This is a genomic window from Pedobacter sp. 22226 (assembly GCF_052045455.1).
Taxonomy (GTDB): Bacteria; Bacteroidota; Bacteroidia; order Sphingobacteriales; family Sphingobacteriaceae; genus Pedobacter; species Pedobacter jeongneungensis.
Genome location: NZ_JBQEPB010000001.1, coordinates 722,942 through 737,276 on the forward strand (window position 1 = coordinate 722,942; position 14,335 = coordinate 737,276).

Consider the following 14,335-nt stretch of genomic DNA (forward strand, 5'->3'; position numbering starts at 1 on the left):
ACCGATATGACTAAAAAATATACTTTACGTTTATTTGCCTTGCTGTGCCTTTTATTTGCGTCTGCTATTGCTGGTGCACAACAAATTAACTACGTGCGGGGTAAGATTATTGATAAAAAAGATAAACAGCCCATTATCGGTGCTTCGGTAGTAATTGTTGATAAAGACCGCAGGGTAATCAAAGGGGTATCATCTGATATTGATGGTAACTATACCTTGCCTGTTGCCGATAAAACCTACCGGATTTCAGTTTCTTACATTGGCTATAAATCAACTGCGCCTGTTGCAATTGATAAGGCCACCATTAACTTTCAATTAGAAGCTTCAGATAACCAGATGGATGAGGTTCAGATTGTTTCGAAAGCCAGGGCTGATAATGGCAGCGGGATGAATATCGATAAGCGGGATCAAACTTCTGCTATAGGAACCATTAATGCCAAAGAACTGGAAGATATGCAGGCCGCCTCTATCGATCAGGCTTTGCAGGGCCGGTTGGCAGGTTTGGATATTGCAGCGAGCAGTGGCGATCCCGGTGCCCCGATGCAGATCCGGATCCGTGGTACCTCTTCCATTAATGGTGCGGTAGATCCCTTGATCGTAGTGGATGGTATGCCTTACGATATTTCCATTCCATCTGATTTTAACTTTGCAACTTCTGATGAAACCAATTACGGACAGTTATTAAATATTGCCCCTTCAGATATTAAAGACATCAGTGTGTTAAAAGATGCTGCGGCTACGGCTATTTGGGGTTCGAGGGCAGCAAATGGTGTTTTAGTGATCAATACCAAAAGGGGAACAATGGGGCCGCCTACTATTTCTTATAATTTTAAAGGCTCTTATTCAAAACAGCCAAGCCCTATACCAATGCTTAACGGTAACCAATATTCATCGTTGGTTTTAGAAGAGTTTTACAATGCTGGCCGACAGTTTTCTACTTCAGAGTTTGCCAAAGAATTTCAGTACGACCCGAACGATCCATACAATTATTTTAATTACAGCAACAATACCGATTGGTTAAAAGCCATTACCCGGATCGGCTACCTTCAGGATCATAACCTCTCCATTTCGGGTGGGGGCGAAAAGGCCAAATACAGGGCATCGCTAAATTATTTTAACCAGGAGGGTACTACCCGTGGTACAAGTTTAGGCCGTTTAAGCGCCCGTGTAAATTTAGATTACCAGGTATCTAATAAAATCAGGTTTAGTGCCGATATTGTGTACACGCACATCGATAACGAAAATCTGTACAGCACAAAGGTTAGGGATATTGCCTATCAAAAAATGCCAAATCAATCGGTTTACGAGTATGATGAATACGGTAATTTAACCTCCAATTATTTCAGTCCGCTGGCTACCGCTCAGGGCAATTATCCGGGCACTTACAATCCCCTGGCTATGGCAAATGCAGCCAGTAACCACCAGCTTGGCGAAAGGGTAATTCCGAAATTCTCCTTACAGTACCAGATTGTTCCCGAGCGTTTAAGGTTAAATGCAAATTTTCAGGTCGACATTAACAATTCTAAAACCAAAACCTTTTTGCCACAAATTGCAACAGGTAAACTATTTACCGATGCTGTTGTAAATTCGACGGGCGATGTGGATGGCGATGGGTTTACCATGGCTTCTAACATTACCCTGGCTTACACGCCCGAACTTGGCAAAAAACACGATCTGATCGCTTTTGCAAGGTTCGATAGTAACGATAGCCGTAGAACAGGGCAGGGCATGTTTGCCACCAACACGGCATCATCTTACCTCGCCGATCCATCTATTGACGGACGTACAAATGCAACCGGATCTGCCTATTCATCTTATGCACAAAGCCGCTCTGTTGGTTTGCTATTGAGTGCGCAGTACAAATTTTTAGACCGCTATATTTTTAATGCCGGTATAAGGGGCGATGGTAACTCTAAGTTTGGCCCGAATAACCGTTATGGCGTATTTCCTTCAGCATCACTTCGCTGGAGGATTTCAGGGGAGCCGTTTATGAAAAGAACTGAAAAATACATTGATGATTTCAGTTTCAGGGCCAGTTACGGTATTGTAGGTAATGCACCCCGTGGCGATTATACTTATTTAAATACCTATCAGAATTATGGTTTCAGTTACCTGGGCATGTCTGGCGTATATTCCAGCAATCTCGAATTATCAGATTTAAGGTGGGAAAAAGTAGCTCAATCCAACCTCGGGCTTACGCTAAACATGTTTAAAAATGCCATCAATATGGATTTTGATATCTACCGCAAGCGTACAACCGATTTATTTTATCCCGGTATTGCCATCCCAACCTATAATGGTTATTCGGGGGTAGACCTGAATGTGGGTACGATGGATAACCAGGGCTGGGAATTTAACCTGAATGCCACACTGATCAGAAAGAAAAATTTTAGATGGGACTTCAGTTTCAATATTTCCCACAACGAGAATATCATCCGCGAAATCGACCCGCTTTATCCCCGCGAAAACAAAGGAAAAATCACCACAAACAATGTGTTTAAGGTTTATATTCAGGAAAACAACCCGTTTGGCTCTTTTTACGGATTTAAGTTCAAAGGTGTTTACAAGGATCTGAACTCAACGATTGCAGTGGATGAAAGCGGCAACCAGATCGTTGGTCCCAATGGGCAAAAAGTGTATATGCGTTTTGCATATCCGTCTATCGATTACGTATTCCAGCCTGGTGATGCCATGTACGAAGATATTAACCACGACGGAAATATCGACTATAAGGATATTGTGTATTTGGGTAACAGTAATCCCAACTTAACCGGAGGCTTTGGCACCGGAATTACCATCAACGGCAACATCCGCTTTGGTGCCAACTTTAGTTACCGCACCGGTTATCAGATCATCAACGGAACAAAAATCACCACCACCAATATGAATGGTTTTAGTAACCAAAGTACAGCCGTGTTAAGACGCTGGAGGGCTGAGGGCGATGTAACTGATATGCCCAGGGCTGTATATGCTACCGGATATAACTTTTTAGGATCAGACCGGTACGTAGAAGATGGTTCTTACCTGCGTTTGCGTAGTGTAACCCTGAAATACGATTTTAGTAAAAACTTTATGAAAAGACTGGGGATGAAAAGTTTAAGTGCCAATTTAATGGTGGAGAACATTTTAACCTTTACCAAATACACAGGTCAGGATCCGGAAGTCCCGGTAAAACTAACAGCATTTTCTACCGTGGTTGATAATTCTACCACGCCTCCGATCAAAACAATCACCCTTGGTTTAACCGCAAATTTTTAATCAGCAACACCATGAAAAAGATTTTATATAGTACAGGCATAATCGTGATGCTGATCATGAGCAGCTCGTGTAAAAAATGGTTGGATTTACAACCCCGGGATGGCATTACGCGGCAGGGCTTTTGGAAAACCAAAGAAGATATTCAGGCTGCGGTTGCAGGTTGTTATGCATCTTTACTGGCCTCTCCGCCAAATATTACAGATAAAGCATTAACCGAGTATATATTTATATACGGCGAAATACGGGCCGATATGATCGATGCCGGACCAAATGGAACCATTGAAGAGAAGGATGTTTTTGATAACAATATTGTTCCGGGCAATACCTTAACCAGCTGGGCCGCTTTTTACCGCACCATTAACTTTTGCAATACCGTACTGGATTTTGCGCCTGCGGTAAAGGAAACCGATCCAACTTTAACCGACGTACAACTAAATGCCTATATCAGTGAGGCACTTGCGCTCAGGAGCATGATGTATTTCTATCTGGTCAGGAATTTTAGGGATGTACCCTTAAAATTAACTTCTTCATCAAAAGATACCGATTTGCAGGAGCTTACTAAAACGCCTGCTGCCGATATTCTGAACCAGATCGTAGCCGATTTAAAAAAGGCTGAAGCCGGAGCGGTAAACACTTATGGCAATACCGTATCAGATAAAGGAAGAATTACAAAATTTACGGTTAATGCCTTATTGGCCGATGTGTATTTGTGGATGGATAACTTTAACGGCTGCATTACCGAATGCAACAAAATCATGGATTCGCAGAAATTTGCCGTTCAGGGGGCGGCTTCCGGCTGGTACAACAACGTATTTTACAATGGCAGTTCAACCGAAACCATTTTCGAATTCTCGAATAAAAACGCCGTAAACAACGTATTCTATAACTTACTTGTACAATCTAAAAAACGCTTTATTGCTTCGGGCATTTTAACCTCCGATATATTTACTCCGGATGATGTAGATCCCGACCGCGTTTATGATATCCGCGCTTCGGCATTTTACAGTGGCGATAACAGCATTGTTAAATATGGTACCGAAAACCCTTCTTATGTAAACTGGCAGGCTTACCGCTTATCCGATATCTGGATGCTAAAAGCCGAGGCTTTAGCTTATACAGGGGGAGGAGCACAGGCCATTAACCTCATTAAAGATTTAAGGTTAAAGAGAAACGCCGTTAAAACAACCGAACAAAGCCCCGACGAAAATGACAAGGATGCCATATGCGATTACATTTTAGCTGAGCGATCGCGCGAATTTGCTTTTGAAGGCAAACGCTGGTACGATTTACTGCGGATTGCCAAACATGAAAATTACAGACGCATTAACGTATTGCTTGAGATGGTTGCCAGAACGGTATCACCTGCCGTACAACAATCGGCTATAACCAAATTCAGGGATGTAAACAGCCATTATTTACCCATCAACGAAAACGAGCTTTTTGCCGATTCAAAACTTGTCCAAAATCCATTTTACACCAAATAAATTTTAGCATGATGAAAAATAATCCGAATGTACGCAGCTTCGCCGTTTTGATGGTGATAGGCGTTATTGCTTTTATATTTGTAAATGCATGTAAAAGAGAATCGTACACCTTAGCCACCACAGATGATGTAAACATTACCGGCTATCTGGATAAATACCCCGATAAGTTCTCGATGATGAGGCAGATTGTAGAACGCTCGGGCACGGCGGGATATTTGGGTGCTTATGGCAGGTACACTTTATTTACCCCCACCAATGATGCGGTTACCGCCTGGCTTAAAGGCATTGGCAAAGCAAATGTATCCGATTTAACTGTTGAGCAATCGAAGGATATGGTTAAATTCCATTTACTGCCAGATACAGTTGCAACCAATCGTTTTACAGATGGGAAATTGCCACAAATTACCTTATATGGCCAGTACCTGCAAACAGGTGCCATAAACGATGGCGGTGTAAGTAGCTATATTGTAAACAAACAGGCCAAAATAAGCCAATCCAATGTAAGGCTGGGTAATGGAATTGTTCATGTAATTGATCATGTTTTGATTCCGGCAACATTAACAACCGCTCAAACCATTGAGGCAAGCGGCCGGTATAAATATTTTACGCAGGCTTTAAAAGAAACCGGTTTCTACGATTCGTTAAATGTGGCTTCATCGGCCGTAAAAGATACCACCCGTCGCCTTCAAACCGCCATTATCGAATCCGATTCTGCTCTGGTAAAAGCGGGTTACTCCAGTTATGAGGCGTTTAAGGCTAAATTTTCTAAAACGGGCGACCCGAAAAACCATAACGATAGTTTATGGTTATACATTGCTTATCACCTTTCGGCCGGGGCCACCTATACACCAGATATCATTTCATCAACCACCATTAATACTTTAGCCCCAAAAGAAGTAGTTACAACCAAATACATTAATCAGAAAATTTTACTTAACGACGATGAGTTTAACGGTGTGTTAGAACCCGGGGTAGAAGTAAACAGAACCTTTAGCAACATCACAACCGCTAACGGTGTACTCCATGAAACTAAAAACTTATATGCCATTAAGGTACGCTACCCAACGGCAGTATTTTTTGATGTGTGCGACCAGCCAGAACTCAAAGCTAACCCGATCTGGCGCGGCCGTAACGGTGCAACAAGCGGTACAATACCCTTATTTGCCAATGGTGCCAGTACATTAGCCGGATTAAGGGTAAATAACCCTGCTAAAGCCACCTTACCTCAATACTATGATTACGCAGTATCTGTTTTCGGGCAGACCAGAAGAGTGGCTTATGATGATAAATTAGTATTGTCGTTAGGCTTAACCAATGCAAACCGGGCAATATGGGTAGAGTTAAAAACGCCCATGCTGGTAAAAGGTAAGTATAAAGTTTGGGTTTGTTACAGCTATAACGGTTCATCGCCGCTTTGCCAGGTAGGGATGGATATTGGCACCCCCGATGCGCAGATACTGCCCAATCTGGTAGATTTCAGGCAATCGCTTACTTCTTCCGGAATGACTGATGCAGGTGCGGCCTTACCAAGTTCTGATCCATTAATGTTAGCACAGGGTTTTAAACGCTATCTGGCCACTACTAACGATAAAGATAAAAACGGCAATCTGGGTTTAATCCAGCCTGCGGTTAAAAATAACTGGGGAAGTGCCGTAGCCCGTTTGGCAGGAACAGTAAATATTACCACAACTGACAGACACTGGATCAGGTTAACCATGGTAGGTGGTACCGAGGCCTCCGGTACAGGGTCAGGAGGTACCTGGCTGGATATGATCCAGTTTATACCGGAAAACGACGACCAGAACTATCCAAGGTTTTCGCCGGGTAAAGACGGTCTGATTTTTCAAAAACCCTAATCATTAAATAGGAGGCTGTGCCACAAACAGTGGTGCAACCTCATTTTACAGCAAAAAAATACACCTGTAAAAGGGGAATAAAAGAATAGAAATGAAAAAATATATATTACATACCATATTATTACTGGGAGCAGTGCTTTGGCTGGGAGGATGTAAAAATGCGTTGGAAGAACATGCAGAAATAGTAAATGTGGACAATACCACCGATCTGTTGCAAAAAATTGCTGCTCAGCCCGACTTAAGTAAGTTTGCCGGATACGTGAGGAGTACCGGTTACGATAAACTGCTTACCTCATCGCAAACCTATACGGTATGGGCGCCTACAAATGATGCATTGGCAACGCTTGATGCTGCCATTATCAGCGATCCTGTTAAACTAAAAGATTTTGTGGCCAACCACATAGGCTTAACTGCTACCGCTGCACCTAAGGGGCCTACTGATACCATTAAAGTATTGCTTCAAAATAAAAAATACGCTACCATGGTAGGTTCTACCTTCGAAGAAGCGGCTATTGTAGGTAAACCTGCTTTTGTAAAGAACGGTGCTTTGTATGTAATCGATAAAGCGGTTCCAACCAAGCTAAATGTTTGGGATTTTATGCTTGGCAGTACCGATGCATCCATCCAAACCAATTACATTGCCAATTTATCTGTACAGGTTATCGATACCGCCAATGCAACCATTATTGGTTACAATGCTTTAGGCAATCCGATATTTGCACCCAACCCACCAATGGTATCAAGAAATGCCTATTGGAACAGTGTTGCCGATTTAAGGACAGAGAACCAGCAGTACACCTTTTTTATGCTACAGGATGCCACATTCACTACCGAACGCAACCGTTTAGAGCCTTTTTATCCAAATGGCGGAGCGTTTATTCTGGTGCGCGATCTGGTGGCAAAAGGTTTATACACGCTGGATAAATTACCTGATACCCTGATTTCGACAAGGGGTGTTAAAATTCCCATCAAAAAATCGGCTATTGTAAAATCGTACCGCGCCAGTAATGGAATAGTCTATGTCATGAATGCATTACCATTCCGAACAAAAGATAAAGTGCCAGCCTTTAAAATAGAAGGCGAACTACCCTTTAGCTTTAGATCGGATAGAACAGGCAATACACTGTACCGGTTAAAGCTGGATGATAAGGGCATTCCTTATAGAGATATTGAGGTGTATAACCATGGCGTTGCCGAATATTATGTTCAGTACCTCTCAACCGTTGCTTCGGTTAAATACAAAGTATATGCAAGGGCCATATCAGGCGGGCAAGGTGATGCCCAGGTAGCCAATTTTACCCAAAGATATTTTATTTACAACCCAGCCACTTTGGTTTTCGACTTATTTGCCACACAAACGGTAACGCCTTTAAATTACGCAGAGGTTTACCTTGGCGATTACACGCCACAACAATACGGGCAATTACAGTTACGCTTAACGGCAGCGAATACCACATCTAAAGACCAAAATACGCTTATTTTAGATTACCTGCGATTTGAACCCATTCTTCCTTAAATAAGTAATCTGACTCAAAAAAAGACTATGCATAATTTTACCATCATAAAAAAAGGAATTTTATTTGTACTGTTTGGGCTGATGTGCTCGGCTATGGCTTTTGCTCAGCAAACCGATACCGGCAAAACAGATTCGAGCCAGTACAGTACCGATACCACTACCGTAAAGGTGCGGCAGAAAAAACTGGCAGGCCAGAGAATAACCGGCATTGTGGTAGATGGGTACACCAATAAGCCCATTACCGGAGCCAAACTAACTGTAACCGATTTTTCGGGTGCTTTAACAGATAACAACGGGAAGTTTAGCATCATTGTCCCCGATTTTAACGCAACCATTTTAGTCAGTTTTACCAATTACCACACTAAATTATTACCGGTACATAAAGGTAAGTTGGCTACAATCAAAATTTATCCAAATGGCTACAATTCATTATTTACCGAAGTAACTTTGCCTGCTGGTATGCAAAACCTGGCGCGGTCTCAGTCGGCCTTAAGCTACCTGAATCCTCAGGGCGGCTGGAGCGCTAACTCCGAAACGCCAGACAGTTATATACAAGGCCGTATGGCCGGGGTTAATGCAATCAGAAGATCGGGAACCCCGGGGATTGGTGCCGATGTATTTGTACGCGGTTTCACTTCCCTGTATGCCACAAACCAGCCCTTATATGTGGTGGATGGTATGGTTTACGATGCCAATTCTTATGGTACATCGCTCACCACCGGGCATAAAAATAATCCTTTACAATTTATTGATGTACGCGATATCGAAAACATTACGCTCATTAAAGATGCATCGGCCGCTGCGGTTTATGGCACCAAAGCTGCAAACGGCGTAATGATTATTACCACCAGCCATGCCAAAGATTTAGCCACACTGATCGATTTTTCGGCATATACAGGGATTAACCTGAAACCTAAAAAAATCAACGTAATGGGGGTAGACGATTACCGCAGTTATTTATCTGATATTTTGAAAAGCCAGGGTTTAAGTGCCGGTGAAATTGCCGCTAAACCTTATATGAACGATGATCCAAATCCGGTAACCAATCCAACCTACCAGATGTACCACCAAAATACCGATTGGCAGAACGAGGTTTTTAAAAACAGCATCGATCAGAGTTATTACCTGAAAGTTAGTGGCGGCGATAACATTGCCAAATACGCGCTTTCTGCAGGTTATTCATCAGATAAAGGCATTATCGATTCAACAAGCAACAACAGGTATTCCATGCGTTTCAACAGTGATCTAAATCTGACCAAGAAACTTACAGGAAACACCAATTTATCGTTTACCTATGCCGAGCAACGGTTAAAAGACCAGGGTTTATCGGCCCGTTCAAACCCGATCTTCCTGTCGCTGGTTAAGGCACCGTTTTTGGCTGTAAATGAGATTAGCGCAAGCGGGGCGGTTTCTCCAAACCTGGCCGAAGCCGATACATTGGGCGTAAGTAATCCAAGGGCATTAATAGAAAAAGGACTAAATCAGAAAAAAGCCTACCGCTTTTTTGGTAACATTAATTTTGATTATGCTTTTAACAAAACCTTCAAACTTTCTAATCTTACAGGGATAACCTACGATAAAACTCAGGAAACGTTGTTTATTCCGCGGAAGGGCGTAACTAACGAAATTTTGCCAACCACCATTGGCGATAGTAAACTGGGAACGCAGGTGATCCGTTATTTCAGTGTTTTCGACGATCTGCATTTAAGCTTCGATCGTAAGTTTGGTAACAACCATACTTTACATGCGGCATTGGGTACACGTTATACTTCGAGCCAGAGCGAGCAGGATTATGCCATTGGATACAACTCCGCAACCGATGTATTAATCAGTATTGGCAACAGTAATGCCGCGCTGCGCTATTTTGGGGGTGACATTGGCAAATGGAGCAATTTGAATAGTTACTTCACAGCCAATTATAACTATAAGGACAAATATTATTTAAGTCTTAATGCTGCTGTAGATCAGTCATCGAGGTTTGGCCGTAAAGATATTTCTTCTTCAGTTCGCTATATTGGCGGTTATGGTTTAGATATCCTCGGTAATAAATCGGCTATTCTGCCTGCCTTAAGTGCTGCGTGGTTAATCTCCTCAGAGAACTTTATGCGCGATTATAAATACATCGATTTATTGAAATTCAGGTTAAGTTACGGTTTGGTTGGCAACGATGATATTGGCAACTATAACAACAGGCAATACTATGTTTCCCAAAACCTGCTGGGTTTACAGGGCCTTGTTCGTGGCAACATTGCTAATCCTGGCATCCAGTGGGAGCAGGTAGCCAAATTTAACACCGGTGTAGATGCTTCGTTTTTTAATGAACGTTTAAGCCTGAGCCTCGATTATTACATCCATACCACCAGCAAAATGCTGGCTTATGTGCCTGTTGCATCAGTAGGAGGGATCAATTCTTATATCGATAACCAGGGCGGTATGCGTACCTCAGGTTTGGATTTTGGGTTAAACAGCCGCATTTTAAATAAAACCTTAAAATGGGATTTAGGCATTACCCTGGGTACCTATAAGAATAAAATAAGTAGCTTGCCCGGCGGTACCGATATTTTAACCAGTTATGCCAATGGCACTTATTTAACCAGGGTGGGCCAAACGGCAAATTTATTTTACGGTCAGCGTACCAATGGTGTATATGCTACCACTGCCGAGGCTACTGCAGCAGGGCTATCCATCAGGAATAGTTCAGGTGCTTTAGTGCCATTTACAGGTGGAGATACCAGGTTTATCGATACCAATGGCGATAAAATTATTAATGACGCAGATCGTGTGGTTATCGGCGACCCAAACCCCAATGTATATGGAAGTGTTAACAATACGTTCAGCTATAAAAACTGGAGTTTAGATGTGCTCTTCTCTTTTGTGGCGGGCAACGACATTTACAACTACACCCGTTCGGTATTGGAATCGGGAAACAGTTATTATAACCAGACTGATATTGTGCGTAACCGCTGGCGCGGAGAGGGCCAGGTAACCAATGTGCCTAAGGCAAGTTATGGCGACCCGATAGGCAACGCACAGTTTTCTGACCGGTGGATCGAAGATGGCTCTTACTTACGTTTGCGCACGGTGAATTTAACCTATAATGTACCGCTAAAAGCAAAGGCAATTAAATATGCCAGGCTTTATGCAACAGCCAGCAATGTATTCACCTTAACTAATTACTTAGGTTACAATCCTGAGTTTAGTGCCTCGGGCAGTATCTTCACTCAAGGTGTAGATACCACTTTGGAACCTCAGTTCAGGTCGTTCCAGCTGGGCGTTAGAATTGGTTTATAATTGATAATGTTTAAAAAGATGAAGATGGATTTTAATAAAAAAGTTATTGCCCTTTTAGCGGTAGCCCTGCTTGCAACAGGTTCGTGGTCGTGCAAAAAAATTACAGACGAAGTACCCGAAGATAAATTGGATATTACCAATGCCTACCGGAACGTGGGTGATGCAGATGCAGCGGTTATTGGTGCTTATGGTCAGTTTTTGGGGCTCGAAAAATTATATATTTTGCAAAATGAACTACGTGGCGATCTGGTAGATGTTACGGGTAATGCCGATGCATATTTAAAGCAGCTATCAAACCATACCACCAGCAAAGATAACCCTTATGTCGACCCGCGGCCTTATTACACGGTGATCTTAAATATTAACGACGCACTTAAAAATTTTAATTTGATGCTTGCCGAACATCGGATGAGTGTTGATGATTACAATAAACATTATTCCGATTTGGGTGCTTTGCGCAGTTTTATTTATTTGCAGCTGGGTGCGCAATACGGTAGCATTCCCTATATCACCGAACCGGTAGAAAAGGTAGAAGATGTTAAAAATTTAAGCCTTTATCCCCGCATATCTTTCGATGAGCTGTTAACCCGACTAATTGATTTTACCGAAAAGCTACCTTATAAAGAGGTTTATTCTTATCCGGCAGGCAATGCGTTAAATGTGGCCATCGACGGGCAGAACACCCAAAAAATATTCATCTGTAAACCTTTTATTCTGGGCGATTTATATTTATGGAAGGGTAATTATTTAAAAGCTACAGAGAATTATGCAAAGGTGATGAATGTAGAAAATACCAATACCAACATCAATGTTCAGTTTGATGCGTATAAAGTAGTTGGTTATTTAAGTTCTGCCTACAACGATCTGGTGGTTCGTTATACCAGGGCCCAGGATGAAGGTGCTTTAATTACCGATGGTGGCTGGCGCAATATGTTTATACAGCCTACTAATAACATCACTTGGAATTCGGAGTTCTTTTGGGGCATACCTTATAACCCGGGTTATAAACCTGGTAATCCAATGGTTGATGTTTGCTCTTCCCTGTATGGTAAATATTTGATCAAACCATCGCAGGTAGCAATCGATAACTGGAATGCACAAAGGCAATACAGTGGCATTCCTTATGATGCACGCGGAAGATTATCTTACGAAAATTCTGCCGCTGGTCCGGTAATTACCAAATTAACAGATAACAATACTATATTGAGTAGTTTTAATAAAGGTGGTAAATGGGGCATTTATCGTGCAGGTCTTTTGCATCTGCGTTTTTCTGAAGCAGCAAACCGCGATGGCCAGAGCAAATTGGGATGGGCCTTTTTAAATACCGGAATTCAGGACACTTATTATACAGGTACTTTCGTGAACGGGGCTAAATCGCCTGTGTCAACAGCCGAAATTAACACCATGCAAACACCTTATCCTACCTCATCGCCATATTATTTTGATGCAAGAAGTAATTCTGATTATAAATCGCCATGGTATAGAAATACAGGAATCAGAAACAGGGCAAACGTGCGCCCTATTGATGTAAGCTTTCAAACTGATATGTTGGGTTTAGAAGGAAAAATTATTGATGAGGATGCTTTAGAATTGGCCTTTGAAGGCAGCCGCTGGCCAGATCTGGTACGCGTAGCCCGCAGGCAGAACAATCCTGCTTTTTTAGCTGAAAAGGTTTATCAGAAGTTATTAAAAGCCGGAGATCCCAATGCCACCGCAACCAGGGCGAAATTAATGGATCCGGCAAACTGGTATTTACCGTTTGACTGGAAATAAAATCTGAAAAATTGGTTGTAAGCTTTCATCTGTTAAAATAGGTGAAAGCTTTTTTTATATTCGCAAACAAAATAATCTATCATGCGCTTCTTAATTGTCCTTCTACTTTGTTTAACTTCTGTATTGTGCAAAGCACAGATAAAATCGGGTGATCTTTCAGGCTCGTGGGTTGCCGGTAAGGTGAATTATCTTAGTGGTGATGATCTTCCGGATGAAAATGTGCTGAAATACACTTATGTAAAATACACATTTACAATGCCAGACAAAATGTACTTTTCTTCAATATATCATGCTTTAGGCTCTGAATTGCTTTTTGAACTTCGCGGAAATAAACTTTTGGTAAAATCGAGCGTCGGGTTTGTAATGAATACGTTAAAGATAATGGAACTGAGCAAAACCAAATTGGTTTTGGTTATGGCCAATGCAAATGGTTCTTTAGAAAGTCCAACGGCCATCAGATATACTTTTATCCAGAACCGCTAGTGCAGCGCAGCCTTGCACTTAGTCCAGATGATATCTATAAAATTAAGGGCACTGATACCGTATTTAATTCCAGCCAAAAAATATATGCATTATTTAAGGGCCCGGATTTTAGTAATTATATTTCTTATGAGCTTAGCAAAATGGGGATCTATGTTAAAACAGGAGCTCTACAGGCAACTTTTATTGTAAATGCCTCAGGTAAAGCCGATAGTTTAAAGATTATTCAGGGTATTAATGCCAATTACGACAAGGCCTATACCAAGATATTTTATGCGGCACAATATAAATGGGAAGCAGCAACACATAATGGGAAACCTGTTAATGTATTAATGCATCAGGAAAAGAAATATTTCACAACAGATGAAGTTATACCCAGTTTTTTTAATGCACAAAAAGCTAATGCTGCTTATGAAGAAAAAAACTATGAAGTAGCACTTTATTATTACGACCTGAGCTTAAAGGATAAACCAGATGACAAAGAGAATTTTTATCGCAGAGGTGTTTGCAGGCAGCAGCTTGGAAACCTCGAAGGGGCCTGTAGTGACTGGAAGAAGGTGCAATCTCTTAACAGCAGCTTAGCTGACGCACTGTTGGCTAAATATTGCCGATAATTACAAAATTAACTTTTTAAGCAGGATACCGCAGGATGCAAAATAGAAAAGCTTTATTGATCT

At 41.8% G+C, this 14,335-nt stretch carries 8 protein-coding genes; all 8 read left to right on the forward strand.

The genetic code is table 11. The features are described 5' to 3' along the window. The first annotated feature begins 6 nt into the window (after positions 1-6). The 8 genes from ACTJKC_RS03065 (at position 7) to ACTJKC_RS03100 (ending at position 14,272) form a co-directional block, all read left to right on the forward strand. On the forward strand, positions 7-3,258 hold the full coding sequence (locus ACTJKC_RS03065) for a SusC/RagA family TonB-linked outer membrane protein (RefSeq protein WP_440790175.1): 3,252 nt from the start codon (positions 7-9) through the stop codon (positions 3,256-3,258). A gap of 11 nt (positions 3,259-3,269) precedes the next feature. Further along, the gene (locus ACTJKC_RS03070; protein ID WP_440790177.1) at positions 3,270-4,742 is read left to right on the forward strand and encodes a RagB/SusD family nutrient uptake outer membrane protein; all 1,473 of its coding nucleotides are present in this window, start codon (positions 3,270-3,272) and stop codon (positions 4,740-4,742) included. A gap of 8 nt (positions 4,743-4,750) precedes the next feature. Next, positions 4,751-6,598 (forward strand): fasciclin domain-containing protein, encoded by a 1,848-nt coding sequence (locus ACTJKC_RS03075; RefSeq protein ID WP_440790179.1) that lies wholly within the window; start codon positions 4,751-4,753, stop codon positions 6,596-6,598. A 91-nt stretch (positions 6,599-6,689) separates the two neighbouring features. Further along, a complete protein-coding gene (locus ACTJKC_RS03080; RefSeq protein ID WP_440790180.1) occupies positions 6,690-8,114 on the forward strand; it encodes a fasciclin domain-containing protein in 1,425 nt (474 codons plus the stop codon). A gap of 27 nt (positions 8,115-8,141) precedes the next feature. After that, positions 8,142-11,405 carry a SusC/RagA family TonB-linked outer membrane protein gene (locus ACTJKC_RS03085; protein WP_440790181.1) on the forward strand — a complete coding sequence of 1,088 codons (3,264 nt, stop codon included), beginning with the start codon at positions 8,142-8,144 and terminating at the stop codon, positions 11,403-11,405. 24 nt (positions 11,406-11,429) lie between these two features. Further along, positions 11,430-13,178 (forward strand): RagB/SusD family nutrient uptake outer membrane protein, encoded by a 1,749-nt coding sequence (locus ACTJKC_RS03090; protein WP_440790183.1) that lies wholly within the window; start codon positions 11,430-11,432, stop codon positions 13,176-13,178. 81 nt (positions 13,179-13,259) lie between these two features. Then, positions 13,260-13,661, forward strand: coding sequence for a hypothetical protein (locus ACTJKC_RS03095; protein ID WP_440790185.1), 402 nt, complete (start codon positions 13,260-13,262; stop codon positions 13,659-13,661). After that, entirely contained in the window at positions 13,661-14,272 is a 612-nt protein-coding gene (locus ACTJKC_RS03100) for a hypothetical protein (protein ID WP_440790187.1), read from the forward strand. The genes ACTJKC_RS03095 and ACTJKC_RS03100 overlap by 1 nt, the downstream gene beginning before the upstream one ends. Positions 14,273-14,335 lie beyond the last annotated feature (63 nt).

Coding starts and splice junctions, on each gene's coding strand:
- ACTJKC_RS03065 (WP_440790175.1), top strand. CDS start 7: ATGACTAAAAAATATACTTTACGTTTATTTGCCTTGCTGTGCCTTTTA.
- ACTJKC_RS03070 (WP_440790177.1), top strand. CDS start 3,270: ATGAAAAAGATTTTATATAGTACAGGCATAATCGTGATGCTGATCATG.
- ACTJKC_RS03075 (WP_440790179.1), top strand. CDS start 4,751: ATGATGAAAAATAATCCGAATGTACGCAGCTTCGCCGTTTTGATGGTG.
- ACTJKC_RS03080 (WP_440790180.1), top strand. CDS start 6,690: ATGAAAAAATATATATTACATACCATATTATTACTGGGAGCAGTGCTT.
- ACTJKC_RS03085 (WP_440790181.1), top strand. CDS start 8,142: ATGCATAATTTTACCATCATAAAAAAAGGAATTTTATTTGTACTGTTT.
- ACTJKC_RS03090 (WP_440790183.1), top strand. CDS start 11,430: ATGGATTTTAATAAAAAAGTTATTGCCCTTTTAGCGGTAGCCCTGCTT.
- ACTJKC_RS03095 (WP_440790185.1), top strand. CDS start 13,260: ATGCGCTTCTTAATTGTCCTTCTACTTTGTTTAACTTCTGTATTGTGC.